Raw genomic sequence first — 26,676 nt, 5'->3', positions numbered from 1 at the left:
CAAACCCAACGCCCCAGGAGAAAACAACATGACTCTGCGTAAGATCGCAGGGCTAGGAGCCCTATTGTCCCTCGTAATGCCCGGGCTTGCCCTGGCAGAGGAAGCTGCCCCAGCGCTGAACTCCGGCGACACTGCCTGGATGTTGACCGCTACGGCGCTGGTGCTGTTCATGACCATCCCGGGCCTGGCCCTGTTCTATGGCGGTATGGTGCGTTCCAAGAACGTGCTCTCGGTGATGATGCAGTGCTTCGCGATCACCGGTCTGATGAGCATTCTCTGGGTCGTCTACGGCTACAGCATGGCCTTCGATACCACGGGTATGGAAAAGGGCGTGCTCAACTTCAATTCCTTCGTCGGTGGCTTCTCCAAGGCGTTTCTCAGCGGTGTCACCCCCGACAGCCTCACTTCGGCCACCGCGCTGTTCCCTGAGGCTGTGTTCATCACCTTCCAGATGACCTTCGCCATCATTACCCCGGCGCTGATCGTCGGTGCCTTCGCCGAGCGCATGAAGTTCTCCGCGATGCTGGTGTTCATGGGCATCTGGTTCACCCTGGTGTATGCGCCGATCGCGCACATGGTCTGGAGCGGTGATGGCGCGCTGATGTGGGACTGGGGCGTGCTGGACTTCGCTGGCGGCACCGTGGTGCACATCAACGCCGGTATCGCGGGCCTGGTGTGCTGCCTGGTACTGGGCAAGCGCAAGGGCTACCCGACCACGCCGATGGCCCCGCACAACCTGGGCTACACCCTGATGGGCGCGGCAATGCTGTGGATCGGTTGGTTCGGCTTCAACGCCGGTTCCGCCGCCGCTGCCAACGGCACTGCCGGCATGGCCATGCTGGTGACCCAGATCGCCACCGCTGCTGCGGCGCTGGGCTGGATGTTCGCCGAGTGGATCGGCCACGGCAAACCGAGTGCCCTGGGCATCGCCTCGGGTGTGGTCGCCGGTCTGGTCGCCATCACCCCGGCTGCCGGTACCGTGGGCCCGATGGGCGCCCTGGTGATTGGCTTGGCGTCTGGCGTGATCTGCTACTTCTGCGCCACCACCCTCAAGCGCAAGCTGGGCTATGACGACTCGCTGGACGCCTTCGGCGTGCACGGCATCGGCGGTATCGTCGGCGCCATCCTGACCGGTGTGTTCGCAGCACCAGCCCTGGGCGGTTTCGGCGCTGTGACCGATATCGGCATGCAGGTCTGGATCCAGGCCAAGGGCGTGATTTTCACCGTGGTCTACACCGCCATCGTTACCTACGTGATTCTCAAGGTACTGGACGTGGTGATGGGGCTGCGGGTCAACGAAGAAGAAGAGTCGGTCGGCCTCGACCTGGCTCAGCACAACGAACGCGGCTACAACCTGTAACTGCGACGCTGGAAAATCTTGCCCGGTTCGCCGGGCATTTTTTCGCCTGATTTTTGCCTTTTCCCGCACAGCAAACGGTTTATCCGCCACGTTCGCGACGCAGGCGGAAAACTTACAAGATGATGGGCGTTTATGGCGCTTTGCTTTTTCTACGGGCGCGCTAGAATGCGCGCCGAAGGGTGTTGGACATGCAGTCCGCAGGCGCCCCCAGCCTTTGCTAGGCTTGCCATTAGCGCGTGGCCAGCAGATGGCTCAAGGATTTCGTCAGGCCCTGCCAGGAGCAGGGCCTGCAGGGTACAAACCCTCCCATCAGGAGGTGCATGCCCAAGGCAGTGGCCAACCCACGGCCAGTTGAATTTTCACTGGTGGCTGCCGGTCTACGGCTGCACTGGTCTATAACTAACCTGCTTTTCGCAAGTCATGAGGTAGAACATGAGCGACGATGATCTGGAAAACGACGACCTCGAAGTAGGCGATGATGATGAGGCTGATGAGGGTCTGGAAGCTGCGGCTGATGACGTAGCGGAAGACTCCGGCGAAGACGATAGCCCCGCGCCCACTGCCAAAGGCAAGTCCAAGGCCGCTGTCTCGGTAGACGAGATGCCGAGCTTGGAAGCCAAGCAGAAGGAGCGTGATGCCCTGGCCAAAGCGATGGAAGAATTCCTTTCGCGCGGTGGCAAGGTGCAGGAAGTGGAGGCCAACGTGGTCGCCGATCCGCCCAAGAAGCCGGACAACAAATACGGCAGCCGCCCTATCTGAGTGGTTGCATGCAAAAAAGCCCGCCGTCGCTGCGGGCTTTTTTGTGCGCCATGAATGCGCTCCTACACAGGTCTGTGCGGCGTTGAGAAGGTATCGGCTGTCAGCGCCAGCGTGCTATCACTTCAGGCAGTTGCGAGAGGCGCTGAATCTCTGCATCCGGCGCCCGCTCACCGGCCCAGGGCTTGCCTTGCGGGTTGAACCATACGGCACGCAACCCGGCACGCTGGGCGCCGGCGATGTCGTCGCCAGGGTGGTCACCCACATGCACCGCCGCGCCGGCCTCGACCTCGCCACGTTTCAGCGCCTCGAGGAACGGCGCCGGGTCCGGCTTGCCGATCCCCAGATCCTCGGCGCACAGGGCGAAGCGGAAGTAGTCCGCCAGGCCCAGGCGGCTCACATCGGCATTGCCGTTGGTGACCACGCCCAGGGTGTATTGATGGCGCAGGATTTCCAGCACAGGCTGCACTTCAGGGAAAATTTCCACCTGGTGCCGGGCATGCAGGAACACTTCAAAGCCTTCGTTGGCAAGCGCCTGGGCGTGCTTTTCGCTGTAACCGACCTCTTCCAGGGCATGGCACAGCACCCGCCTACGCAAGGCGCTGATACGGTGCTTGAGGCCCGGTTCGGCCTGCACCAGGCGCTCGCGGAGGGTGAACAGGTGCTCGACCGGTACGCCGCCCAGGATCGGTGCGTTGGCTTCGAGCCAGTCGCGCAGGACGACTTCAGCGCTGGCAATGACCGGCGCGGTGTCCCACAAGGTGTCATCGAGGTCGAAGGTGATCAGCTTGATGCTCATGAGTCTGTGCCTTTGCTGCGTTTGGCCCGAGGGTGGGCGCTGTCGTACACCGCGGCCAGGTGCTGGAAGTCCAGGTGGGTGTAGATCTGCGTGGTGCTGATGTCGGCATGGCCGAGCATCTCCTGCACCGCTCGCAGGTCCTGGGACGATTCCAGCACATGGCTGGCGAAGGAATGGCGAAGCATGTGCGGGTGCAGGTGCTGGCCCAGCTCGCGCTCGCCGGCCGCCTTCACGCGCATCTGGATGGCCCGCGGGCTCAGGCGATTGCCCTGGCGGGTAATGAACACGGCGCTGTCGCGCGGGCCGCCGATGCCGCGCAGGCGCAACCAGGCCTGCAGCGCCTCGCGTGCCTTGCGCCCGACCGGCAGCACGCGTGCCTTGCCGCCCTTGCCAAGCACCTGCACCAGCCCGGCGGCGAGGTCGAGGTATTCGAGGTCCAGGCCGGTCAGCTCGGACAGGCGCAGGCCTGATGAATAGAACAGTTCGAGGATGGCCTGGTCGCGCCGGGCAATGAAGTCGTCGTCGACACCGCCGTCGAGCAGTTGCAGGGCACGGTCGGTATCCAGCGTCTTGGGCAGGCGCCGTTCGCCTTTGGGCGCAGACAGGCCGTTGGCCGGGTCGTGCTGGCACAGCCCTTCACGGTTCAGGTAACGGTACAGCCCGCGTACCGCTGAAAGCAGGCGCGCCAGGCTGCGCGAGGACTGCCCCTGATGGTGCTGACGGGCGATCAGTTGGCGCAATTGCTGGATTTGCAACGCTTGCCAGCCGGCAATGCCGTGTTCGTTGCAATACGCGACGACCTTGTCGAGGTCGCGGCGATAGGCCAGCAGGGTGTGTTCGGACACCTGGCGCTCATTGCGCAGGTGCGCGCAATAAGCTTCCAGCTGGCGGTCCATCAGCGCACCTGGCGCAGGGTCTGGGTCACGCGTGGGACGACGCGGCCGAGCACTTCGGCAATGTAGCCGAGGAACAGCGTGCCGACGCTGCTCTTGTAGTGCTGCGGGTCGCGGCTGCCGATTGCCAGTACACCGTGCAGCCCTTGATATTCGAGTGCTGCAACAGCACTGGAGCCGACCTCGCGTCGCTCTTCTTCACCAAACAGGAAGGCCAGTTCGTGTTCGCGCAGGTTACCGCTGACGGTCTTGCCGCCCCCCAGCAGGCCACCGATGGCCTGGTGTGCCTCGGCATTGCTGACCCAGCGGCCCACCGGAGCGACGTTATCGCCGAACAAGATCAGGCTGACGAAGGGCACCTGAAACTCCTGGCGCAGGCTGTCTTCGACCGCCATCACCACTTCTTCCAGGCTGCCGGCATCGAGCAGGTCGAGGATCAGCCGGCGGGTCTTGTCGAACAGCCGGTCGTTGTCACGCGCCACGTCCATCAGTTGCGACAGGCGATGGCGCATCTCGATGTTGCGATCGCGCAGCAGCTTGAGCTGACGCTCCACCAGCGACACGCTGTCGCCGCGCTGGTGGGGGATGCGCTGCTCGACCAGCAACTCGTCGTGTTCGGCGAAGAAGGTCGGGTGGGCACGCAGGTACGCGACCACCGCCTCGGCATCGAGGTCACTGGATTGCTGGGGTACAACCTTGGGCTGATCGGTCATGGCGGTTACTCACTTAGAGACGAACCTGTCCTTCGTAGACGCGTACGGCCGGGCCGGTCATCAGCACGGGCTTGCCGGGACCGGCCCATTCGATGTGCAGGCGGCCACCCGGCAGGTCAAGGCTGACCGGTGAGTCCATCCAGCCCTGGCTGATAGCCGCCACGGCCGCGGCGCAGGCGCCGGTGCCGCAGGCCTGGGTTTCGCCCGCGCCGCGTTCCCAGACCCGCAGGTTGGCACGGTGACGGTCGATGACCTGGATGAAACCAGCGTTGACCCGCTGCGGGAAGCGCGGATGGTTTTCGATCTTCGGGCCCAGTGCGTGCACGGGCGCAGTATGTACGTCATCGACACGCAGCACGGCATGTGGGTTGCCCATGGACACTGCGGCGATCGAATAGACCTCGCCGTCGACTTCCAGTGGGTAACTCAATGCCTGCTCGTCGGCGACGAAGGGGATTTCGGCCGGCACCAGGCGCGGAGGGCCCATGTCGACACTCACCTGGCCGTCGTTCTGCACGTCCAGCTCGATGATGCCGCTTTTGGTTTCCACGCGGATGCGTTTTTTCGCGGTCAGGCGTTTGTCCAGCACGAAGCGGGCGAAGCAGCGCGCGCCGTTGCCGCACTGCTCGACCTCGGAGCCGTCGGCGTTGAAAATCCGGTAGCGGAAGTCCACTTCCGGATTGTTCGGCGCCTCGACGATCAGCAACTGGTCGAAACCGATGCCGGTATGGCGGTCGCCCCATTGCTTGGCATGCTTGGGCTGGATATGTGCGTGCTGGCTGACCAGGTCGAGGACCATGAAGTCATTGCCCAGCCCATGCATCTTGGTGAAACGCAGCAGCATGGGCTCACTCCGGCAGCAGGCTTTCGCCAGCATACAGTTCGGCGATGGTCTCGCGGCGGCGCACTTCGAATGCCTGGTCGCCGTCGACCAGGATTTCGGCGCAGCGGCCACGGGTGTTGTAGTTCGAGCTCATGACAAAACCATAGGCGCCGGCAGACTGCACGGCCAGCAGATCGCCTTCGGCCAGGTTCAGCTCGCGGTCCTTGGCGATGAAGTCGCCGGTTTCGCAGATCGGCCCGACCAGGTCATAGGCGCGGCCCTGGCCTTCGCGTGGGGTAACCGCGCTGACGCCCATCCAGGCCTGGTACAGGGCCGGGCGGATCAGGTCGTTCATCGCCGCATCGATGATGGCGAAGTCCTTGTGTTCGGTGTGCTTGAGGTACTCGACACGGGTCAGCAGGACACCGGCGTTGGCCACGATGTAGCGGCCTGGCTCGAATACCAGGGCCAGGTCGCGGTCGCCGACGCGTTCGCGGATGGCCTTGATGTAGTCGGCCACCAAAGGCGGCTCTTCATCGCGGTAGCGCACGCCTACGCCGCCACCCAGGTCCAGGTGGCGCAGGTGGATGCCGCAGTCGGCGAGGCGGTCGACCAGGTCCAGCAGGCGGTCGAGGGCATCGAGGAACGGTTCGACGGTGGTCAACTGCGAACCGATGTGGCAGTCGACACCGACCACGTCCAGGTTCGGCAGCTGCGCGGCGCGCACGTAGATGGCTTCGGCGTCAGCGATGGCGATGCCGAACTTGTTTTCTTTGAGGCCGGTGGAGATGTACGGGTGGGTACCGGCATCGACGTCCGGGTTGACCCGCAGCGAGACCGGGGCGACTTTGCCCATCTCGGCAGCCACCACCTGCAGGCGCTCAAGCTCGTCGGTGGACTCGACGTTGAAGCAGTGCACGCCGACTTCGAGGGCGCGGCGCATGTCTTCGCGGGTTTTGCCGACACCCGAGAACACCACGCGATCCGCGCGCCCGCCAGCGGCCAGTACGCGCTCCAGTTCACCGCCGGAGACGATGTCGAAGCCTGCGCCCAGGCGCGCCAGGACGTTCAGCACGCCCAAGTTGGAGTTGGCCTTGACGGCAAAGCAGACCAGGCTGGAAATGCCGTCCAGCGCGTCGGCATAGCTGCGGTACTGGGCCTCGATGTGGGCGCGCGAGTACACGTAGGTGGGGGTGCCGAAGCGTTCGGCGATGGCCGACAGGGCCACGCCTTCCGCAAACAGTTCACCGTCGCGGTAGTTGAAAGCGTTCATCTGATTTCCTTACTGCGCTGGCGACTGCTCGGGCTCGGATTGCAGCTCGGGCTGCTGTTCTTGCGTCTGGGCCGGCTTGGCTTTGGGCTGGTGCTGGTGCGATTTGCGGGTGTCCTTGCCGTCCTTGCCGTCTTCCGGCAGGTAGAGGGGGCCTTTCTGGCCGCAGGCAGAAACGAGGCAGGCAACAGCGACCAGCGCCGCGAGGGAGGAAATCAGGCGCTTCATTGGGTGAAATCCTTTGAAATATGCAGTATTGCGCCCGAGTATACCGAGCGACCGGCGGATTGCCTATGCAAGGGCCGGTCCGCCGGGCGGGCTATTCTTACCGCCTTCAATGGCTAATCTTTGCATTCAGCGCCAAGCGCCCGTATCTTGCCCGGCTTGCCTGTCACGCAGCCAATTTCGAGGTTCCTGCAATGAGTTTGAGCGAAGCGCGTTTCCATGATCTGGTCGACGCGACCCAACAGGCGCTGGAAGACCTGTTCGACGACAGCGACTTGGACCTGGACATGGAAAACTCCGCCGGCGTCCTGACCATCAAGTTCGACAACGGCAGCCAGCTGATCTTCAGCCGTCAGGAGCCGCTGCGCCAGTTGTGGCTGGCTGACAAGTCCGGGGGTTTCCACTTCGACTACGATGAAGAGAGCAAGAAGTGGACCTGCGAGAAGACCGACGAGCTGCTCGGCGAGATGCTTGAACGCATCGTCTGGGAGCGCGCCGGCGAGAAGCTGGACTTCGACGAGATCTGAGATGAGTGAGCAGCCGCGGCCGCCCAAGCCGCTTTACAGCAATGTCAGCACCGCCGTGAAATCGCCGTGCATCAGTGTCTGCCGCCTGGACGAGCAGCGCGTCTGCACCGGCTGTCATCGCCATGTGGAGCACATCCGCGAATGGCGCTCTGCAGATGACCAGCGGCGCCGGCAGATCTGCCAGGAAGCCGAGGCCTTGCGCGCGCGGGCTTGAGTATTTGCCCGGCTGTGGTAGTGTCGGGTTATGCGTCGGTGACGCCAAAGCATTCACAAACCCCGCCCTTGGGCGGGGTTTTGCTTTATTTGCCCACAGAAAACCGCCTGTTCAATGGAGTCTGACTGGATCATGAGCACCAAGCCTTCCCTCACCCTCACCCGATTGGACGTACAACGTCTGGAGCGTCTGATCGACAGCCTCGACGAAAGTACGCCGGGTGTGCTCGCCCTGCAGGACGAGCTGGACCGCGCTGAGAAGGTTGTCGGTCATGAGGAAGTACCGGCCGGCGTGGTGACCATGAACTCGCGCGTGCACTGCCGTGAAGAGGCCAGTGGCAAGGATTACCACCTGACCCTGGTGTATCCAAAGGATGCCGGCGGCGAAGGCAAGGTCTCGATCCTGGCGCCAATTGGTTGCGCATTGCTGGGCCTGACGGTGGGCGAGCAGATCGACTGGCCGGCGCCCGGCGGCAAGACGCTGAAACTGAAGCTGGTGGCGGTTGAGTACCAGCCGGAAGCGGCGGGTGATTTCGACCTGTGAGCCTTTGGGGGCGCAAAGCGCCCCCTACTATTCAGAAACCCAGCGCCTGCACCTGCTCCAACCCCTCGTTCAACGCCTGCTCCAGCTCCCGCTTGTAGCGCAGATACAATACGGTCGCCCCCAGCTCGTCCCCCAGTAGCTCGGACAAATCCAGGTCGGTGATGTAACAGCGGTAATGCCCGGCATTGCGCCGTTGGCCGATGATCTGCCGCGCGACCACTGCGTACAGCTGGTCACCATGATCCAGTTCGGAAAACTCCTGTTGGTCACAGTACAAGGTGACCTGCACAGCGCCCGCTGCCCCGGCCTGAATGATGGCCTGGACCTCATAGAAAGGCTGGTCGCTGCCGTCCACCGGCGCCAGGCGCGGCTCGATGCTGCGGGCCTTGCCTGTGCCTGAAGGCAGCAACTGCCCATAGCGGATATCCAGCGAAGCCGCCCCCAGGCTGTCGAGCGGCAGTTGCGCATCGCGGCGCATCAGCACCGAGCGCAAAAAGCGTTGCAGCGGCAGCAGCAAGTGGGCTTCATCCTGCAGTGGCAAGCGTTGCTGCCACAACGCGTTGTACTCATCCAGCACATACAGGTCGGCCCAGTCACCCAACAGGCGATAGAACACCTGGATGCAAGCGGGCCGGCCGCGCTCCAGTACCAGTGGCAGGTCGTGGTCCTGCAGGGCATTGGCGTCCAGGTGCAGCGGGCTGTAGACGCTGCGCTCTTCGCTCAGGCAGTCCAGCACGGCCTCATGGTCGCCCAGGGTCGCCAGGCTGACCTGGCCGGGCAGAAGCTCCAGCACGTGGGTGTGCTGGGCCACCTGCAGCACGTAGCGGTGCTTGGCACCCTGGTCGAGCAGCCGTTGCACCGTGGCGAAAATGTCCTCGACCCGCTGTTCGATGGCCTGCGCGCGGTTGTGGCAGAAGCAGCGCACCCGCAGCCGTGGGCGATGGCCACGCTGGCCGAGGCTGTTGAGGTAGTCGCGCAGGCAGCGCAGCAGCGCGTGCTCGCCGTCGTAGCGCTGCACCAGCACCTCGCTCCAGCTGTTGAGGGTGACCTGGTCGAGCGTCAGCACCAGGTTTTCGCGCACGCCGGCGTAGCTCAACGAGTCGGTGCGCTCGGTGGTCATCAGGATGTTCAGGTCGCGGTGGTGGCGCAGTGGGTCGACGCCGACGTTGACCAGCAACAGGATGTCGTCGGCCACGCTGGGCTGCAGCAGGCGGACTTCGCTGACGGTGGGCAGCGGCAGGTCGATGGCCTGCTGCAGGCTGCCCAGCAGGTTGAACAGTTCGAGCTCCCTGAGATCGCTGGCACCAGGGTGCAGGGCGAAGCGCGTGCTGCTGTCGATCACGCCATTGCGATGGGCCCAGGTCAGTAGTTCGAGCAGTTCGCGGCAGCGTTTGATCGGGCTGAAGTGCTCCACTTCGTGGGTGCTCAGGTTGCCTGTGTACAGTTCCCAGTGATGGCTGCCGGGCTCCTTGCGATTGGGGGCCTGGACCAGGGTGAGGGTGCCCTCGGCCAGGTCCGGGGCAATCCCCGGGTTGATCACCTCGGTCTTGCCGGCTCGGCGTTCGAAGGCGGCATACAGGCGCCGCCCCAGCACATTGAGGTCACGCTGGTCGGCGCGGCTGCTGGCGTTGCGGGTCTGGGCGAACTGGCTGAGGAAGCGGTAGCTGTGGTTCAGTTCGGCCACCAGTTCGCGGCGCTCGACGGCCACCTGGCCGACTTTCCATTGGCTGCGGCTATCGAGCAGGGCCAGTTGGCGCTCGTCCCAGCCCCATTCGTCTGCCAGGCGCTGCAGCAGCTGGCGCTGCCAACCGTTGCCGCGCACCTGGTCGCTGAGTTTCTTGTTCACCTTCAGGTACAGGCTGCGCCTTACCCGTTCGAGGCGTACCGGCTCGCCGCGTTGGTGCAGGTACTGCTCGATGCGCCGGTAGACCATCACGTAGGGGTCCAGCGCGTCGAGGTCGAGCTGGTTGGCGAACACCGCTTGCTTGTAGTCCAGGCTCAGGCAGCGTACGGCGGGGTGCTCACTGGCGTAGGCTTCGGTCAACAGCAGCTTGAGCAGCGATTTGTAAGGCGAGTCGATGCCCTTGAACAGCTGCCACAGCCCAGCACCGACGAACTCGCCGGGCGGGATATGCGCCAAGTTGCCAAGGTCGAGCACGTCCTGGCTGCGGATGAAGCGCTTGCTGAGCAAGGTCTGGGTGTAGGCCTTGTAGTTGTGCTCTTCATACACCGGCACCAGCCACCACAGGGGCGTACGCCCGGCCAGCCAGATGGCGGTGCGATAGAACTCGTCGAGCAGCAGGTAATGCTGGGTGGTGCCACAGTCGTCGGAGCCGAGCTGGCCATCCCGCTCGCCTTGAGCAAAGCCTTGTGGGTCGATCAAAAAGAAGTGTGCCTCGGCCCCCAGGCTGGCGGCCCAGGTTTCCAGCAACTGGCATTTGCGCCGAAGCTCGTCCAGCTGGCTGTCGCCCAGGTCAGGCGCGTGGCAGACCCAGAAGTCCATGTCGCTCAGTTCGGCCTGGGCCAGGGAGCCAAGGCTGCCCATCAGGAACAGCCCATGGATCGGGCGCGGTGCGTGCCCCTGGCGAGCCTTGTAGGCAAACGAGCGTGCCAGGCGCTGGGCTTCGGCGACCCGTTCTGCGCCAGGCTCGAAGCCGGCCACCCCGGCAGGGGTGCTGCTCGAGACATAGCCGGGCAGCAGCGGGTGATTGACGTGGAACAGCAGCGGCAACAACGTCAGTACCTGCTGCTGGCGCGTCGACAGCCCCTCTCTCGCACGCTGCAAACGACCTTGATTGAGCTGCAGGAACCGCGCCCGCAATGTCGCCAGGACCTTGCGGTCGATGCCTTCGTCCAGGTCGGGGCGGATTTCGTGGGGGTGGTTCATTGCACACTCGGGGCAGGCCAGTGGGGCTGCGGCGAGTTTAGCCTGAGTGACGCACTCGGATAAGCGCTAAATGGATTGTTGACGCCATTTTTCAAGCACCGGTATGCCTTGTGCAGGCCAGGCAGCTCCAGCTTTTGCCACGCTTCGGGCATGATGTGAGGCATGAGCGTAGTCTCGCTGATTTAGAGGTGTTTCCCGATGCGTGTATGGATCGATGCCGACGCCTGCCCCAAGCCGGCCAAGGACTTGATCGTCAAGTTTGCCCTCAAGCGCAAACTCGAGGTGGTGATGGTGGCGGGCCAGGCGCAAAGCAAGCCGGCCTTTGCCTGTGTGCGGCTGATCGTGGTGCCCAGCGGCATGGATGCGGCTGATGATTACCTGGTCGACAACGCCGCGCCTGGCGAACTGGTGATCTGCAGCGACGTGCCGCTGGCCGATCGGCTGGTCAAGAAAGGCGTGGCGGCGCTGGACCCACGGGGGCGTGAGTTTGACGAGCGCAACATGGGTGATCGGCTGGCGGCGCGCAACCTGTTCACCGAATTGCGCGAGCAGGGGCAGGTTGGAGGAGGGCAGGCGCCTTATGGCGAGCGGGAGAAACAGGCGTTCGCCAATGCACTGGACCGCATCATCGCGCGCTTGTCCAAGGGCCCCTGACGCGCGCGGGTTCTGGTTTTTGTAGGAGCGGCCTTGCCGGGGCGCCGGACCGGTCGGAAAGGGGCGCGGAGCGGCCCCCTACGTTCTTGCTGGCACCCGAAAACCCGGGGCCGCTCCGCGACCCTCTCGCGACGCAAGGCCGCTCCTACAAAGAGGGTGCAGGCCGGGGGGTTACTGGTCGTTCTCGTGGGTCAGTTCCAGCACGCGATCCACCAGCTTGTAGATCCCGCCCGCCGCCTCGCTGATCGACTTCGCCACCATGTATGCCGGGGTCGTCACCAGCTTGCGCTGGGTGTCTTCGACGATATCGTGCACATCGCATTCTTCATGCTTGCCGCCCATTTTTTCCACTGCTGCAGCGGTACCGGCATCGTTGCCGATGGTGCAGACCACACCCGGGCCATAGATTTTCGCTGCCAGCGCTGGCGAGATGCAGATCAGCCCGACCGGCTTGCAGGCGTCGGCAAAGGCTTCGGCCAGGGCCAGCACGTCCGGGTTGACGCTGCAGTTGGCGCCTTCGACGGCAAAGTTGGACAGGTTTTTTGCCGCGCCAAAACCACCGGGCACGATCAGTGCGTCGAAGTCTTCGACATTGGCTTCGCGGATGTCCTTGACCTCACCGCGGGCGATACGCGCCGACTCCACCAGTACATTGCGCGACTCGGGCATTGGCTCGCCGGTCAGGTGATCGATCACATGCATCTGCGCGATGTTCGGCGCAAAGCACTGCACCTGCGCCCCGCGCTGGTCGAGGCGCAGCAGGGTGATCACGCTTTCGTGGATTTCGGCGCCGTCATACACGCCACAGCCTGAAAGAATCACCGCTACTTTTTTTGTCATGCTCATTACTCCAGTGTCGAGGCGCTAAATGTCCTCTAGTTTGGCAGATGTAGCCATAGGGGTTCCCGCAGTTGCGGCCTAATCTTGGTGGATAACGCCTGAGGTCGTTGCCATGGACCTGATACTGCTGGCCGTGCCGTTCTTCTTCGTATTGATTGCCGCCGAACTGGTGGCCGACCGCGTGCGCGGCCAGCGCAATTTCACCTTGGCCGACTCGATCAACAGCCTGAGTACGGGCGCCTTGTCGACCAGTACCGGCCTGCTGACCAAAGGTGTAGGGCTGGTGACCTATGCCCTGGCCTGGGAGCACCTGGCGTTGTTGCGCCTGCCGCAACAGGCGTGGTGGGTGTGGGTGCTGGCCTTTGTGCTTTACGACTTCTGCTACTACTGGCTGCACCGCCTGGGGCATGAGCGCAACGTGCTGTGGGCAGCTCATTCGGTGCACCACCAGAGCGAGGAGTACAACCTCACCACGGCGCTGCGCCAGACCAGCAGCGGGTTCATCTTTGCGTGGGTCTTCTACCTGCCGTTGGCGCTGGTCGGCGTGCCGCCGCTGGTGTTCATCACCGTGGCGTCGCTGAACCTGCTGTACCAGTTCTGGGTGCATACCCGGCACATTCCCAAGCTTGGCTGGCTCGAGTGGATACTGATCACGCCATCCAACCATCGCGTCCACCATGCGCAAAATCCTGTTTACTTGGATCGCAATTACGGCGGCGTGTTCATTCTCTGGGACCGCCTGTTCGGCACGTTCAAGGAAGAAGACCCGGACGAGCCGGTGGTATTCGGGGTGACCACGCCACTGGCCAGCTGGAACCCGTTGTGGGCCAACCTGCAGTTCTATGCCCAGCTGTGGAACGATGCCCGGCGTACCCAGCGCGTGTGGGACAAGCTGCGGATCTGGTTCATGCCCACGGGCTGGCGCCCGGCCGATGTCGCGGGGCGCTATCCGCAGACCAAACCGGACCTGGCGCTGTTTCGCAAGTTCGAGGTAGCCCTGGGGCGGGCGCAGCAGGCCTACGTAGCGGTGCAGTTCGTCGTCTACGTGGCCTTGGGCAGCTACTTGATGGAAGTGGCAGAGCGCGTGCCGGGCGCCGCCCTGGTGCTGGGCTGGTCGGTCATGGCCGTGGGCCTGTTCGTGCTCGGCACGCTGCTTGAGAATCGGCCATGGGCCAGGCGCCTGGAGTGGCTGCGGTTGCTGTCGAATGCGCCAGCGCTGTACCTGGCTGGCGCACTGGGTTTAGCGCTGATCACGCCGCTGGGGTGGTTCCTGCTCCTGGTCTACAGCCTGCTCAGCGTCTGCGGCTTGGCCCAGTGCGGCCGCCTTGCGCTCGGCGCGCATGGTGCGAAAGCGCCGGCGCAGCCAGAGCAGGGCGCCAAGCAGCAGCAGGCCGCCGAGCACCCATAGCTCGTATCGCTTCACATTACCCAGCAGGCCTTCGAGGATAGCGCCGAAGTGATAGGCCGCAGCACCCAGGGCCAACGCCCAGATGGCGGCGCCGAGGCCGTTGAGCAGCAGGTAGCGGCGCGGCGGATAGCCCGACAGGCCAATGGCCACCGGCATCACCGTGCGCAGGCCATAGACGAAGCGAAAACTCAGCACCCAGATGTCGGGGTGGCGGCGGATGTGGTCCAGCGCCCGATCACCCATGGCCTGCCAGCGCGGCTTGCGTGCCAGGATCTTGCGCCCATGGCGACGGCCCATGAAGTACCACAGTTGGTCGCCAGCATAGCTGCCCAGGAAGGCCACCAGGCACACCAGCTTGATGTCCATGTAGCCGCGGAACGCGAGAAAACCCGCAAGCACCAGGATGGTCTCGCCTTCAAAGAAGGTGCCTAGAAAAAGGGCGAAGTAGCCGAAATCCTGCAGGAATTGTTGAAGCATTTTCTGAGGTGCTGGCGAAATGAACGCGCAGCCTACCCCTTCGCGCGCGTGGATGAAAGTGTCCAAATGTGTCTCGACGTGAACATTTCCTACAAGGACAATGCCTTCGGCCACAAGTCGCAGGCTTGCCAGTGGGTGTAACACAGGCGTCATAATGGCCGCTTATCGTCCCGCTCAATTGATGATAGGGCGTTAACGTCCTCCAGGAACGTCCAGATGAATAATGAAGTGCTCACCCCTGTCGCGATCAAGGACGCCCAGGCCGTCCCCGAAGAGATGGTGCAGACCCCGCCAGACCTGCCGCCGGCGCCAGAGCCCGAGCCAGAACCTGCGCCGGTGGTCGAGGCTGCGGCACCGGCCCCTGCGCCGGCACCAGCGATCGCCGTCCCCGGCCTTGACGACAGCAGCCTGTACATTCATCGCGAGCTGTCGCAGCTGCAGTTCAACATTCGGGTACTGGAGCAGGCGCTGGACGAGAGCTACCCGCTGCTCGAACGCCTGAAATTCCTGCTGATCTTCTCCAGCAACCTCGACGAGTTCTTCGAGATCCGCGTCGCCGGCCTCAAGAAGCAGATCAACTTCGCCCGCGAACAGGCCGGTGCCGACGGGCTGCAGCCGCACCAGGCGCTGGCGCGCATCAGCGAGCTGGTGCACTCCGAGGTGGACCGCCAGTACGCCATCCTCAACGATGTGCTGCTGCCGGAGCTGGAAAAGCACCACATCCGCTTTATCCGCCGCCGTCACTGGACGCCCAAGCTCAAGACCTGGGTGCGGCGCTTCTTCCGCGACGAGATCGCCCCGATCATCACCCCGATCGGCCTCGACCCGACCCACCCGTTCCCTTTGCTGGTGAACAAGAGCCTCAACTTCATCGTCGAGCTCGAAGGCGTCGATGCCTTCGGCCGCGACTCGGGCCTGGCGATCATCCCGGCGCCACGCCTGTTGCCGCGGGTCATCCGGGTGCCTGAAGAGGTCGGTGGCCCGGGTGCCAACTACGTGTTCCTGTCGTCGATGATTCACGCTCACGCCGACGACCTGTTCCAGGGCATGAAGGTCAAGGGCTGCTACCAGTTCCGCCTGACCCGTAACGCTGACCTGGCACTGGACTCCGAAGAGGTCGACGACCTGGCTCGCGCCCTGCGCGGCGAGCTGTTCTCGCGCCGCTATGGTGACGCCGTGCGCCTCGAGGTGGCTGATACCTGCCCGAAACACCTTTCGGATTACCTGCTAAAACAGTTCAGCCTGAGCGAGAGCGAGCTGTACCAGGTCAACGGCCCGGTCAACCTTACCCGCCTGTTCAGCATCACCGGCCTCGACAGCCACCCGCAGCTGCAATACACGCCGTTCACCCCGGCGATCCCCAAGCTGCTGGTGAACGCCGACAACATCTTCAGCGTGATCAGCAAGCAGGACATCCTGCTGATGCACCCGTTCGAGTCCTTCACGCCGGTGGTCGACCTGCTGCGCCAGGCTGCCAAGGACCCGCATGTGCTCGCCGTGCGCCAGACCCTGTACCGCTCCGGTGCCAACTCTGAGATCGTCGACGCGCTGGTGGACGCCGCCCGTAACGGCAAGGAGGTCACTGCGGTGATCGAATTGCGCGCGCGCTTCGACGAAGAGTCCAACCTGCAGATGGCCAGCCGCCTGCAAGCTGCGGGTGCGGTGGTGATCTACGGTGTGGTCGGGTTCAAGACCCACGCCAAGATGATGTTGATCCTGCGCCGCGAGCACGGTGAAATCGTGCGTTATGCGCACCTGGGCACCGGTAATTACCACGCCGGCAACGCCCGTCTGTACACCGACTACAGCCTGCTGACGTCCGACGACGCTCTGACCGAAGACGTCGGCAAGTTGTTCAGCCAGTTGATCGGCATGGGCAAGACCCTGCGCATGAAGAAGCTGCTGCACGCGCCGTTCACCCTGAAGAAGGGCATGCTCGACATGATTGCGCGCGAGACCCAGTTCGCGCTCGAAGGCAAGCCTGCGCACATCATCGCCAAGTTCAACTCGCTGACCGACGCCAAGGTCATCAAGGCGCTGTACAAGGCCAGCCAGTCCGGCGTGCGCATCGACCTGGTGGTGCGCGGCATGTGCTGCCTGCGGCCAGGCATTGCGGGGGTTTCGCACAACATTCACGTGCGCTCGATCATTGGCCGCTTCCTGGAGCACACCCGGGTGTTCTACTTCCTCAATGGTGGCGAGGAGCAGATCTACCTGTCCAGTGCCGACTGGATGGAACGCAACCTCGACAAGCGCGTCGAGACGTGCTTCCCCGTCGAAGGCAAGAAGCTGTTGCTGCGGGTGAAGAAGGAGCTGGAAAGCTACCTGACCGACAACACCCATGCCTGGACGCTGCAGTCGGACGGGCGCTACGTGCGCAGCACCCCGACCGGCAACCAGAACCCGCGCAGTGCCCAGGCGACCCTGCTGGAGCGCCTGAGCAACCCGGTGCTCAACGTACGCTGAGGACGAAACCGACCCGGGCTAGCCACTCCGCCTCGTTGGCGAAGTCGGCCTGGGTCAGCTGGTGTTGCTCCAGCCAACCCTGCGGGAAGACCACTTCGAGGCTGTTGTCGCCGGCTTGCAGTTGCACTTTCGGCATCTGTTGGGTACCACGAATGTGGTGGAACAGGATGGCGAAGCGCAGCAGCACGCACAGGCGAATCAGCTGCACGCCTTCATCGCCGAACTCGGCGAATTTGTCTCTGGGGATGTTGCGGCGATGGCCGCGCACCAGCAGGGCCATCATCTGCTGGTCCTCGCGGGAGAAGCCTGACAGGTCGGAATGTTCGATCAGGTAGGCGCCGTGCTTGTGGTAGTGGTAGTGGGCAATGTCCAGCCCAACTTCGTGCACTTTCGCCGCCCAACCCAGAAGATCGCGCCAATTTCCGTCTTCCAGCTTCCAGGCTTTGGCCACTTGGTCGAAGGCATGCAATGCCTTGCGCTCGACGCGCGCGGCCTGGCCTTGGTCAACGTGGTAGCGCTCCATCAATGAGTTGAGGGTGCGCTCGCGCACGTCTTCGTGATGATGGCGGCCAAGCAGGTCGAACAGCACGCCTTCGCGCAGGGCGCCGTCGCAGTGATCCATGCGTTGCAGCTCGAGGGCATCGAAGATCGCCTCGAGAATCGCAAGGCCAGCCGGGAAGATAGTGCGCCGGTCTGGCTTGACCCCGTCGAAGTCGATCTTGTCGACCTCACCCAGCTTGAACAGCTTGCGTTTGACCCACGCCAGCCCCTCGGCGTTGACCTCGCCATTGCCCAGGCCACTGGCCTTGATGGCTGCGCCGATGGCGCGAATAGTGCCGGACGAGCCGATGGCTTCGTCCCAGGTCAGGCGGTGCAGGGCGTTTTCGATGCTCATCAGTTCCAGGCGTGCGGCGGTGTAGGCCTGGGCATAGCGCGCCGGGGTGATCTTGCCGTCGCGGAAGTAGCGCTGGGTAAAACTGACGCAGCCCATCTGCAGGCTCTCGCGCAGCAGCGGCTCGAAACGCTGGCCGATGATGAACTCGGTACTGCCGCCGCCAATGTCGGCGACCAGGCGCTTGCCCGGATTGTCGGCCAGGGTGTGGGAGACGCCCAGGTAGATCAGGCGGGCTTCCTCACGGCCGGAAATCACCTCCACCGGGTGGCCGAGAATGGCCTCGGCGCGCTGGATGAATTCGTTACGGTTGCGCGCTTCGCGCAGTGCGTTGGTGCCAACGATGCGCACGGCGCCCGCAGGCAGGCCGTTGATCAACTGGGCGAAGCGCTTGAGGCAATCGAGGCCTCGTTGCATGGCTTCTTCGCTGAGCTTGCGCTCTTCGTCGATGCCGGCGGCCAGCTGAACCTTTTCCCCCAGCCGTTCGAGAATGCGGATCTCGGTGTGGTGGGCCTTGGCCACGACCATGTGAAAACTGTTGGAGCCAAGGTCGATGGCGGCGATCAGAGACAGGTTCTTCGCGTTGGTATGCGGCATGATCTGGATGTTCTCGGTCGTTAACCTGGCAATCGTGCCACGATACGGGGCTGTCGCCAACGCGTGGCACGCCAAGGCTTGATGCAAGGCAATGTGCCATTCGATGTTATGACACACGTATGACAGTTTTCGATTCGCGGCGTCTTGCACAACTATAGTTACACTCAATCGTCTGTGACTTCCTGTAGCCAGCCTCTGCGGCTATCATGGGTCACGTTTTTTTGCTTACGACCCTGGAGATATCCATGAGCAGCGATCTGATCAAACACGTCACCGACGCGGACTTCGAAGCCACCGTACTGCAGGCTCAAGGCCCGGTGCTGGTCGACTACTGGGCTGAATGGTGCGGCCCATGCAAAATGATCGCTCCAGTCCTGGACGACATCGCCAGCACTTACGAGGGCAAACTGACCGTCGCCAAGCTGAACATCGACGAGAACCAGGAAACCCCCGCCAAGCACGGCGTGCGTGGCATCCCAACGCTGATGCTGTTCAAGAACGGCAACGTCGAGGCCACCAAGGTCGGCGCACTGTCCAAATCGCAATTGGCCGCGTTCCTCGACGCCCACCTGTGATGTGAAAAAGCCCCGGAAAAACCGGGGCTTTTCTTTTCCAACCCACTAGACGTCGAAAAAAGCAAGTGTTACATTCGGCCTCGCACTGCTTCTCCAGTGCCCCCTGCACGCCGTCGCCGACGCACTCCTAATTAGAATCTGTGCGCGATCCTATCGCCTTCTAGCGGCGCGGCTTCATTAAGCCAGAAGCTTAATCCTCCCTTCATACATGATTACGTCACTCCCCTTATGAACCTGACTGAACTCAAGCAAAAGCCGATTACCGATCTGCTGGAAATGGCCGAACAGATGGGCATCGAAAACATGGCCCGTTCGCGCAAACAGGACGTGATTTTCGCCCTGCTGAAAAAGCACGCGAAAAGCGGCGAAGAGATTTCGGGTGACGGCGTGCTGGAGATTCTCCAGGATGGTTTCGGTTTCCTGCGTTCGGCTGATGCGTCCTACCTGGCCGGCCCCGACGACATCTACGTCTCGCCCAGCCAGATCCGCCGTTTCAACCTGCGTACCGGCGACACCATCGTCGGCAAGATCCGCCCGCCGAAGGAAGGGGAGCGTTACTTCGCCCTGCTGAAGGTCGACACGATCAACTTCGATCGCCCTGAAAACGCGAAGAACAAGATCCTGTTCGAAAACCTGACGCCGCTGTTCCCCAACAAACGTCTGAAGATGGAAGCCGGCAACGGTTCCACCGAAGACTTGACCGGCCGTGTCATCGACCTGTGTGCACCGATCGGCAAGGGCCAGCGTGGCCTGATCGTCGCCCCGCCGAAAGCGGGTAAAACGATCATGCTGCAGAACATCGCGGCGAACATCACCCGGAACAACCCCGAGTGCCACCTGATCGTCCTGCTGATCGACGAGCGCCCGGAAGAAGTGACCGAAATGCAGCGCACCGTGCGCGGCGAAGTGGTTGCCTCGACCTTCGACGAGCCGCCGACCCGCCACGTGCAGGTTGCCGAAATGGTGATCGAGAAGGCCAAGCGCCTGGTCGAACACAAGAAGGATGTGGTCATCCTGCTCGACTCCATCACCCGCCTGGCACGTGCCTACAACACCGTGATCCCGAGCTCCGGCAAGGTCCTCACCGGTGGTGTCGACGCCCATGCCCTGGAGAAGCCGAAGCGCTTCTTCGGTGCCGCACGTAACATCGAGGAAGGCGGTTCGCTGACCATCATCGCCACCGCGCTGGTTGAAACCGGCTCGAAGATGGACGAAGTGATCTACGAAGAGTTCAAGGGTACCGGCAACATGGAGCTGCCCCTGGACCGTCGCATCGCCGAGAAGCGTGTGTTCCCGGCCATCAACATCAACCGCTCCGGCACCCGCCGTGAAGAGCTGCTGACTGCCGACGACGAACTGCAGCGCATGTGGATCCTGCGCAAGCTGCTGCACCCGATGGACGAAATCGCCGCCATCGAGTTCCTGGTCGACAAGCTCAAGCAGACCAAGACCAACGACGAGTTCTTCTTGTCGATGAAGCGCAAGTAAGCTTCGCTGCATCATACAAAAAGCCGGGGAAACCCGGCTTTTTGCTGCTTGTCACAAAAGATCGTTAGCCAGCCCCCTGAACGCAGGCCAGTCGGTGAGACTGTGCGCGGCCCAGACTCCCTTGGCCATTTTGCCCTCTTAGGCGCTACACTCTGCACCCCGACCGATACGGCCAACACGAGGCTCCTGCATGCAGTATCGCGACTTGCGCGACTTCATCCGTGGCCTGGAACAGCGCGGCGAACTCAAGCGCATCCAGGTTCCGATTTCTCCCGTCCTGGAAATGACCGAGGTCTGCGACCGCACCCTGCGTGCCAAGGGCCCGGCGTTGCTGTTCGAGAAGCCCACCGGCTACGACATCCCGGTGCTGGGCAACCTGTTCGGTACGCCAGAACGGGTGGCCATGGGCATGGGCGCCGAGTCGGTCGAAGAACTGCGCGAAATCGGCAAGTTGCTGGCCTTTCTCAAGGAGCCCGAGCCGCCGAAGGGCCTGAAGGACGCCTGGTCGAAACTGCCGATCTTCAAGAAGGTCGTGTCGATGGCGCCCAAGGTGGTCAAGGATGCCGTGTGCCAGGAGGTGGTGGTCGAAGGTGACGACGTCGACCTCGGCCAGCTGCCGATCCAGCATTGCTGGCCAGGCGATGTGGCGCCGCTGATCACCTGGGGCCTGACCGTGACCCGCGGCCCCAACAAGGACCGCCAGAACCTGGGCATCTACCGCCAGCAGGTCATCGGCCGCAACAAGGTCATCATGCGCTGGCTGAGCCACCGCGGTGGCGCGCTGGACTACCGCGAATGGTGCGAGAAGCACCCCGGCCAGCCGTTCCCGGTTGCCGTGGCGCTGGGCGCAGACCCGGCGACCATTCTTGGGGCGGTGACACCCGTGCCGGATACCCTGTCCGAGTACGCCTTCGCCGGCCTGCTGCGTGGCAACCGCACCGAGCTGGTCAAGTGCCGTGGCAGCAACCTGCAGGTACCGGCCACCGCCGAGATCATCCTCGAAGGGGTGATCCACCCTGGCGAAATGGCGCCCGAAGGCCCCTATGGCGACCACACCGGTTACTACAACGAAGTGGACAGCTTCCCGGTGTTCACGGTCGAGCGCATCACCCACCGGCAGAAACCGATCTACCACAGCACCTACACCGGCCGCCCGCCCGATGAGCCGGCCATTCTCGGGGTGGCGCTGAACGAAGTGTTCGTGCCGATCCTGCAGAAGCAGTTCCCGGAGATCGTCGACTTCTACCTGCCGCCGGAAGGTTGTTCGTACCGCATGGCGGTGGTGACCATGAAAAAGCAGTACCCAGGCCACGCCAAGCGCGTGATGCTGGGGGTGTGGTCGTTCCTGCGACAGTTCATGTACACCAAGTTTGTTATCGTCACCGACGACGACATCAACGCCCGCGACTGGAATGACGTGATCTGGGCCATCACCACGCGCATGGACCCCAAGCGTGATACGGTGATGATCGACAACACCCCGATCGACTACCTGGACTTCGCGTCGCCGGTGTCGGGGTTGGGATCGAAGATGGGCCTGGATGCCACCCACAAGTGGCCGGGCGAGACTACACGCGAATGGGGGCGGGTCATCGTCAAGGACGAAGCCGTCACCCGCCGTATCGATGAGCTGTGGGATCAGTTGGGAATAGATTGATGCAGGTAACGTTGCAGCCGTCCGGGGCAGTGCTGGCGCTCGAACCCGGGGAACGGATCCTGGATGGAGCGCGGCGGCTGGGCTATGACTGCCCCAACAGCTGCCGCAATGGCAATTGCCATGTCTGCGCCGCTTTGCTGGTAGAAGGGAGCGTCCGCCAGAACGGCGAAGTACGCGACCATGGCGAGCTGTTCACCTGCATTGCCGAACCGCTGGAGGATTGCGTGTTGCTCTGGGATGGTGTGCTCGCCCTGGGCGAGCTGCCAGTGCGCAAGCTGGCGTGCAGCGTGAGCGAATGCGTCGACGTCGGGGGCGACGTCTGGCGCGTGCGCCTGCGTGCGCCTGCGGGCAAGCCGCCGCGTTATCACGCCGGGCAGTATCTGATGATCGAGCGTGAAGGCGGCAAGCAGGCGGCGTTCTCCCTGGCCTCGGCCCCCCACGGTGGGCGTGAGCTGGAGCTGCACGTGCTGGCGCGTGAACCCAGCGCACTGCAGTTGATCGAGCAATTGCAGCGCGATCGCCTGGCACGTATCGAACTGCCGTTCGGCGATGCGCACCTGGCCGAGCTGCCAGACGGCCCGCTGGTGCTGATCGCTGCCGGTACGGGGATGGGCCAGATGCACAGCCTGGTCGAGCACTGCCGCGCCCAGGGTTTCAAGCATCCGGTACACCTGTATTGGGGTGTGCGCCGGCCCGAGGATTTCTACCAGATCGAGCACTGGGACCAATGGCAGCACTTGCCCAACCTGTTCCTGCACAAGGTCGTCAGTGACCTGTGCGGGTGGGAAGGCCGGTGCGGCATGCTGCACGAGGCGGTTTGCGAAGACATCGCTGACCTCAATACCGTGCATGTGTATGCCAGCGGCTCGCCCAACATGGTCTATGCCACCCTCGATGCGCTGGTCGAGGCGGGCATGGATGCGCACCGCATGCGCGCGGATGTATTTGCCTACGCGCCGCGTGGCTAATAACCGAAGTTTGAACCACTGGGTATAAGGCGGTAATTGTTACCGCCTTGGCTAATAACTTTCACCCGGCTTGAAACAATGCGCTCCAACCGTCGGAAGTTCGCGTGAAACTTTAGCTGCGGGGCTTGAGTATTGGCCTGTTTATATCCTAAGGTTAATCCAGACACCTTGGGTGCGGGGCGCAGGCCCTGGCACACAGCGACGCTCGCTACGACTGTAGTTCACGGGGAATAATGGCGGCAGCTTATGTCGGCACTTCAACAGTTATCCTGGAATAGTTCTTACCCTCCGGCGCTCGATTTCGGCCAGCAATTGACCCGCGAGCAATTGATCAACTCCATGCACACGACCATGTCACGCCATGAAGGCGGGCCGGTGTGGTTGTTTGCCTATGGCTCGTTGATCTGGCGCCCGGAGTGCAGTTCGGTTGAGCGTCAGCGGGCGCGGGTGCATGGGTACCACCGTGGGCTGTACCTGTGGTCGCACGAGCACCGGGGCACGCCGGAAATACCGGGCCTGGTGTTCGGCCTGGACCGTGGCGGGTCGTGCAGCGGTTTTGCCTATCGGCTGGATGAAAGCAACCTGGATGATTCGCTGATGGCGCTGTGGCAGAGGGAGATGCCTTACCCGGCCTACCGCCCGCACTGGCTCAGTTGCCGGTTGGGGGATGGCAGCAAGGTGCAGGCCTTGGGTTTTGTGCTGGAGCGCCACTTGCCGTGCTATGCGGGGAATCTGCCAGATACGCTGCTCAGCCAGATCCTTGCCAGTGCCAAGGGGCGGTATGGCACCACGCGCGAGTACGTGGAGCAGACCTTGAACGCATTGCGCACTCACCAGATGCCGGATCGCAACCTGGAGGCGCGGTTCAGGCGCTGCCATAACCTGCGCGAAGTTTGAGCAAGACAGTTGCTCAGGTTCTCTGCGGTCTTCAGGTTGTGGGAGCGGGCTTGCCCCGCGAAGAGGCCGGTGCTGCCAACCCAGTTGTGATGCCTTATCGGGTTAGCACCACCAACTTACCCACCGCCTTCCTCTGCCCCAATTGCTCGATAGCCGCCCCAGCCTCGGCCAGTGGATAAGTCTTCGACACCAACGGTTTCAGTTTGCCTTCGGCATGCCAGGCAAACAGCTGGCTGAAGTTCGCCGCATTGTCCTCCGGCTGACGCTGTGCAAACGCCCCCCAGAACACCCCCAGCACCGCAGCGCCCTTGAGCAGCACCAGGTTCGCCGCCATCTGTGGGATGGTGCCGCTGGCAAACCCGACCACCAGTAACCGTCCATTCCAGGCCAGCCCGCGCACGGCCTGGTCGAACAGCTCGCCGCCCACCGGGTCGTAGATCACGTCCGCGCCCTGGCCGCCGGTCAGGCGCTTTATCTCGTCCTTGAGGCTGGCCTGGCTGTAGTCAATCAGCTCGTCGGCCCCGGCAGCCTTGGCCACAGCCAGTTTTTCAGCGCTACTGGCCGCGGCGATCACCCGGGCGCCCATGGCCTTGCCTATTTCCACTGCCGCCAGGCCCACACCGCCAGACGCCCCCAGCACCAGCAGGGTTTCACCGGGCCGCAGTTGGCCGCGCTGCTTGAGTGCATGCATCGAGGTGCCGTAGGTCATGCCAAAGGCGGCAGCGGTCGTGAAGTCCATGCTTTCGGGGATCGGCATCACGTTGTAGAAGGGCACCGCGACCTGCTCGGCGAACGCACCCCAGCCCGTCAGCGCCATGACCCGGTCGCCGACCTTGAACGCCCCGGCCTTTTCGCCGACTGCGGCGACCACCCCCGCTGCTTCGCTGCCCGGGGAAAACGGCAGCGGTGGCTGAAACTGGTATTTACCTTCGATGATCAGGGTGTCCGGGAAGTTGACGCCTGCGGCCTGTACCTCCAGCAGGAGCTCGTTCTTCTTCGGCACGGGGCTGGCGACGTCTTCCAGTACCAGGTCGCGCGCCGGACCCAGGGTTTTGCACAACACAGCTTTCATCGGGGCTATTCCTTTGCGGGTAATGGCCGATAAGTGTAGGAGGGCCACCTGCCGGGTCAACGAGCATGGCCCACCCTGATGGGCCGGCATAAGCCTGGGCTTGGGTTTGAGCGGTGTGCTGGGTAAGCTGGCGCCAATTGTATTGAGGAGCGAATTCGTGAAAGCGTGGATCTTGATGGTGCTGGCCCTGATGCTGCCAGTGGCGGCCATGGCCGAAGAGGCCAAGGAAGGGCAGCCAAAAGTCGCCTACATCACCCTGAGCCCACCCTTTGTCGGTAACTACGCGCTCGACGGTGGCCCCAAGCTGCGCGTCTACAAGGCTGACGTGGCCCTGCGCGTGACCGGTGATGAGGCCGCCAAGGCGGTGAAGCATCATGAGCCGCTGATCCGTAACCAGCTGGTGGCGCTGTTCACCCAGCAGACGGTAGACAAGATGAGCAACGTCGAGGCCAAGGAGCAACTGCGCCAGGAAGCCCTCAAGCAGGTGCAGCAGGTAATGGAAGCGGAAGAGGGCAAGCCGATTGTCGAAGACCTGCTGTTCAACAACCTGATCGTGCAGTGATCAAGAGGCCAGGCTGCGCCGAAAGCGCGCCAGTGCCACGCTGAAGAACACCAGGCCGATCACGGCCAGGGCCAGGATATCTGGCCATACCACGGCCAAGCCGGCGTCGCGGAACAGAATCGCGGCGCCGAGGCTGACGAAATGCGTCGACGGCGAACCTTGCATCACCCATTGCAACCACTGCGGCATGCTGTCCAGCGGCGTGCTGCCGCCCGACAGCAACAGCATCGGGATGATCACCGGGATCGCCAGCAGGCCGAACTGAGGCGTCGAACGCGCCAGGGTGGCCAGAAAGATGCCCAGCGCGGTGCTGGCGAACAGGTACAGCGCCGTCACGCCCAGAAACAGCCCCATGGAGCCGGACAACGGCACGCCGAGGGCGCCCTTGACCACCACGATCAGCGAGATCCAGGTGCAAAGCACCACCACCAGTGCGTTGCTGGCGATTTTCGCCAGCATGATTTCCAGCGCGGTCAACGGCAGCACCAGCAAGTGATCGAGCGTGCCGTGTTCGCGTTCACGCAACAACGCGGTGCCGGTGAGGATGATCGCCAGAATCGTGATGTTGTTGATGATCTGGATCACCGCCAGAAACCAGCCGCCCTCGAGGTTGGGGTTGAACAATGCCTTGGGGTTGATCAGCACCGGGCTCTGCGTGGTGGTGCGCTGGGTATAGTCGAGCAGCTCACGTTCGAAGATCCGGCCGATGTAGCCGGCACCCATGAAGGCCTGGCTCATGGCCGTGGCGTCGACGTTGATCTGCAGCTCCGGCGACCGCCCGGCCAGCAGGTCGCTCTGGAAATTTACCGGCACATTGATCACGAAGGTGTACTGGCCACTGTCCATGGCCTGGTCCAGGCGGTCCGGAGGCAGAGGCACGGCAGGCTGGAACTCGGGCGGTTGCAGCGACTCGGTGAGTTTGCGCGAGAGCAGGCTGTGGTCTTCGTCGACCACGGCGACACTGGCGTTGTGCACGCCGATCACCGAGCCGGCCGCAGGCATGTAGATCGCCACGCTAAAGGCATAAAGCAGAAACAGCAGCAGCACGCTGTCATGGCGCAGGCTGGTGAGTTCTTTCAGGCCCAGGCGCAGGGTGTGGTTCAAGCGCGACAT

General features: G+C 63.1%; 25 protein-coding genes and 1 pseudogene. 14 read left to right on the top strand and 12 right to left on the bottom strand.

Annotation, left to right across the window (positions count from 1 at the left end; all coding sequences use genetic code 11):
• Positions 1–28 precede the first annotated feature (28 nt).
• Both CKW22_RS06960 and sutA read left to right on the top strand, forming a co-directional pair.
• Positions 29–1,360, top strand: coding sequence for an ammonium transporter (locus CKW22_RS06960; RefSeq protein WP_033702228.1), 1,332 nt, complete (start codon positions 29–31; stop codon positions 1,358–1,360).
• 432 nt (positions 1,361–1,792) lie between these two features.
• Positions 1,793–2,119, top strand: coding sequence for a transcriptional regulator SutA (gene sutA / locus CKW22_RS06955; protein ID WP_033702226.1), 327 nt, complete (start codon positions 1,793–1,795; stop codon positions 2,117–2,119).
• A 100-nt stretch (positions 2,120–2,219) separates the two neighbouring features.
• Here the strand turns inward: sutA and CKW22_RS06950 are convergent, their stop codons facing one another.
• The 6 genes from CKW22_RS06950 to CKW22_RS06925 are packed head-to-tail and all read right to left on the bottom strand — an operon-like array spanning position 2,220 to position 6,842.
• On the bottom strand, positions 2,220–2,915 hold the full coding sequence (locus tag CKW22_RS06950; RefSeq protein WP_033702224.1) for an HAD family hydrolase: 696 nt from the start codon (positions 2,913–2,915) through the stop codon (positions 2,220–2,222).
• Entirely contained in the window at positions 2,912–3,811 is a 900-nt protein-coding gene (xerC, locus tag CKW22_RS06945; RefSeq protein WP_033702222.1) for a tyrosine recombinase XerC, read from the bottom strand. The genes CKW22_RS06950 and xerC overlap by 4 nt, the downstream gene beginning before the upstream one ends.
• Positions 3,811–4,521, bottom strand: coding sequence for a DUF484 family protein (locus tag CKW22_RS06940; protein ID WP_033702220.1), 711 nt, complete (start codon positions 4,519–4,521; stop codon positions 3,811–3,813). The genes xerC and CKW22_RS06940 overlap by 1 nt, the downstream gene beginning before the upstream one ends.
• A 13-nt stretch (positions 4,522–4,534) precedes the next feature.
• On the bottom strand, positions 4,535–5,365 hold the full coding sequence (dapF, locus tag CKW22_RS06935) for a diaminopimelate epimerase (protein WP_033702218.1): 831 nt from the start codon (positions 5,363–5,365) through the stop codon (positions 4,535–4,537).
• Positions 5,366–5,369: 4 nt separating this feature from the next.
• Positions 5,370–6,617 (bottom strand): diaminopimelate decarboxylase, encoded by a 1,248-nt coding sequence (gene lysA / locus CKW22_RS06930; RefSeq protein WP_033702216.1) that lies wholly within the window; start codon positions 6,615–6,617, stop codon positions 5,370–5,372.
• 9 nt (positions 6,618–6,626) lie between these two features.
• Complete coding sequence (locus tag CKW22_RS06925; protein WP_033702214.1) at positions 6,627–6,842, bottom strand: lipoprotein; 216 nt, start codon at positions 6,840–6,842, stop codon at positions 6,627–6,629.
• Between the two features lie 191 nt (positions 6,843–7,033).
• Between CKW22_RS06925 and cyaY the strand changes: the two genes are divergently transcribed.
• The 3 genes from cyaY to rnk all read left to right on the top strand — a co-directional run bounded on the left by cyaY (position 7,034) and on the right by rnk (position 8,123).
• Entirely contained in the window at positions 7,034–7,366 is a 333-nt protein-coding gene (cyaY, locus tag CKW22_RS06920) for an iron donor protein CyaY (RefSeq protein WP_033702212.1), read from the top strand.
• A 1-nt stretch (position 7,367) separates the two neighbouring features.
• On the top strand, positions 7,368–7,580 hold the full coding sequence (locus CKW22_RS06915; protein ID WP_095063924.1) for a DUF1289 domain-containing protein: 213 nt from the start codon (positions 7,368–7,370) through the stop codon (positions 7,578–7,580).
• A gap of 132 nt (positions 7,581–7,712) precedes the next feature.
• Positions 7,713–8,123 carry a nucleoside diphosphate kinase regulator gene (gene rnk / locus CKW22_RS06910; RefSeq protein WP_033702208.1) on the top strand — a complete coding sequence of 137 codons (411 nt, stop codon included), beginning with the start codon at positions 7,713–7,715 and terminating at the stop codon, positions 8,121–8,123.
• Positions 8,124–8,154: 31 nt separating this feature from the next.
• On the opposite strand, the gene CKW22_RS06905 is transcribed toward rnk, so the two are convergent.
• A complete protein-coding gene (locus CKW22_RS06905; protein ID WP_033702206.1) occupies positions 8,155–11,010 on the bottom strand; it encodes a class I adenylate cyclase in 2,856 nt (951 codons plus the stop codon).
• Between the two features lie 198 nt (positions 11,011–11,208).
• Between CKW22_RS06905 and CKW22_RS06900 the strand changes: the two genes are divergently transcribed.
• Positions 11,209–11,664 carry a YaiI/YqxD family protein gene (locus CKW22_RS06900; protein WP_033702205.1) on the top strand — a complete coding sequence of 152 codons (456 nt, stop codon included), beginning with the start codon at positions 11,209–11,211 and terminating at the stop codon, positions 11,662–11,664.
• Positions 11,665–11,835: 171 nt separating this feature from the next.
• Here the strand turns inward: CKW22_RS06900 and elbB are convergent, their stop codons facing one another.
• The gene (gene elbB, locus CKW22_RS06895) at positions 11,836–12,504 is read right to left on the bottom strand and encodes an isoprenoid biosynthesis glyoxalase ElbB (protein WP_033702203.1); all 669 of its coding nucleotides are present in this window, start codon (positions 12,502–12,504) and stop codon (positions 11,836–11,838) included.
• A 112-nt stretch (positions 12,505–12,616) separates the two neighbouring features.
• On the opposite strand from elbB, the pseudogene CKW22_RS27765 reads away from it, so the two are divergent.
• Positions 12,617–13,243, top strand: a pseudogene (locus CKW22_RS27765) (sterol desaturase family protein); the annotation flags it as partial.
• Positions 13,244–13,744: 501 nt separating this feature from the next.
• Here the strand turns inward: CKW22_RS27765 and CKW22_RS06885 are convergent.
• Positions 13,745–14,389: a DedA family protein gene (locus CKW22_RS06885; protein WP_162525051.1), complete on the bottom strand. Its 645-nt coding sequence runs from the start codon at positions 14,387–14,389 to the stop codon at positions 13,745–13,747.
• Positions 14,390–14,605: 216 nt separating this feature from the next.
• Here CKW22_RS06885 and ppk1 point away from each other — a divergent pair, with 216 nt between their 5' ends.
• Positions 14,606–16,855 carry a polyphosphate kinase 1 gene (gene ppk1, locus CKW22_RS06880; protein ID WP_033702202.1) on the top strand — a complete coding sequence of 750 codons (2,250 nt, stop codon included), beginning with the start codon at positions 14,606–14,608 and terminating at the stop codon, positions 16,853–16,855.
• On the opposite strand, the gene ppx is transcribed toward ppk1, so the two are convergent.
• The gene (gene ppx, locus CKW22_RS06875) at positions 16,842–18,344 is read right to left on the bottom strand and encodes an exopolyphosphatase (protein ID WP_033702200.1); all 1,503 of its coding nucleotides are present in this window, start codon (positions 18,342–18,344) and stop codon (positions 16,842–16,844) included. The two genes, ppk1 and ppx, sit on opposite strands and share 14 nt — an antisense overlap.
• A gap of 245 nt (positions 18,345–18,589) precedes the next feature.
• On the opposite strand from ppx, the gene trxA reads away from it, so the two are divergent.
• The 5 genes from trxA (at position 18,590) to CKW22_RS06850 (ending at position 23,929) form a co-directional block, all read left to right on the top strand.
• Entirely contained in the window at positions 18,590–18,919 is a 330-nt protein-coding gene (gene trxA, locus CKW22_RS06870) for a thioredoxin TrxA (protein WP_033702198.1), read from the top strand.
• 228 nt (positions 18,920–19,147) lie between these two features.
• Positions 19,148–20,407 carry a transcription termination factor Rho gene (gene rho, locus CKW22_RS06865; protein ID WP_003253661.1) on the top strand — a complete coding sequence of 420 codons (1,260 nt, stop codon included), beginning with the start codon at positions 19,148–19,150 and terminating at the stop codon, positions 20,405–20,407.
• 190 nt (positions 20,408–20,597) lie between these two features.
• The gene (ubiD, locus tag CKW22_RS06860; RefSeq protein WP_033702193.1) at positions 20,598–22,064 is read left to right on the top strand and encodes a 4-hydroxy-3-polyprenylbenzoate decarboxylase; all 1,467 of its coding nucleotides are present in this window, start codon (positions 20,598–20,600) and stop codon (positions 22,062–22,064) included.
• Positions 22,064–23,032: a CDP-6-deoxy-delta-3,4-glucoseen reductase gene (locus CKW22_RS06855; RefSeq protein WP_047582091.1), complete on the top strand. Its 969-nt coding sequence runs from the start codon at positions 22,064–22,066 to the stop codon at positions 23,030–23,032. The genes ubiD and CKW22_RS06855 overlap by 1 nt, the downstream gene beginning before the upstream one ends.
• A gap of 246 nt (positions 23,033–23,278) precedes the next feature.
• Positions 23,279–23,929, top strand: coding sequence for a gamma-glutamylcyclotransferase (locus tag CKW22_RS06850; RefSeq protein ID WP_033702189.1), 651 nt, complete (start codon positions 23,279–23,281; stop codon positions 23,927–23,929).
• A gap of 94 nt (positions 23,930–24,023) precedes the next feature.
• Here CKW22_RS06850 and CKW22_RS06845 read toward each other — a convergent pair whose 3' ends face one another.
• A complete protein-coding gene (locus tag CKW22_RS06845) occupies positions 24,024–25,001 on the bottom strand; it encodes an NADPH:quinone oxidoreductase family protein (protein WP_033702188.1) in 978 nt (325 codons plus the stop codon).
• Between the two features lie 157 nt (positions 25,002–25,158).
• Here CKW22_RS06845 and CKW22_RS06840 point away from each other — a divergent pair, with 157 nt between their 5' ends.
• The gene (locus CKW22_RS06840) at positions 25,159–25,563 is read left to right on the top strand and encodes a flagellar basal body-associated protein FliL (protein ID WP_033702186.1); all 405 of its coding nucleotides are present in this window, start codon (positions 25,159–25,161) and stop codon (positions 25,561–25,563) included.
• Here CKW22_RS06840 and CKW22_RS06835 read toward each other — a convergent pair whose 3' ends face one another.
• Entirely contained in the window at positions 25,564–26,676 is a 1,113-nt protein-coding gene (locus CKW22_RS06835) for an ABC transporter permease (protein ID WP_033702184.1), read from the bottom strand.

Origin of the sequence: Pseudomonas sp. Irchel s3f19, from assembly GCF_900187555.1 — a bacterium.
GTDB classification, from domain to species: Bacteria; Pseudomonadota; Gammaproteobacteria; order Pseudomonadales; family Pseudomonadaceae; genus Aquipseudomonas; species Aquipseudomonas capeferrum.
The sequence above is the reverse complement of the archived record's forward strand: the minus strand, read 5'-3'. Positions and strand labels throughout refer to the sequence as shown.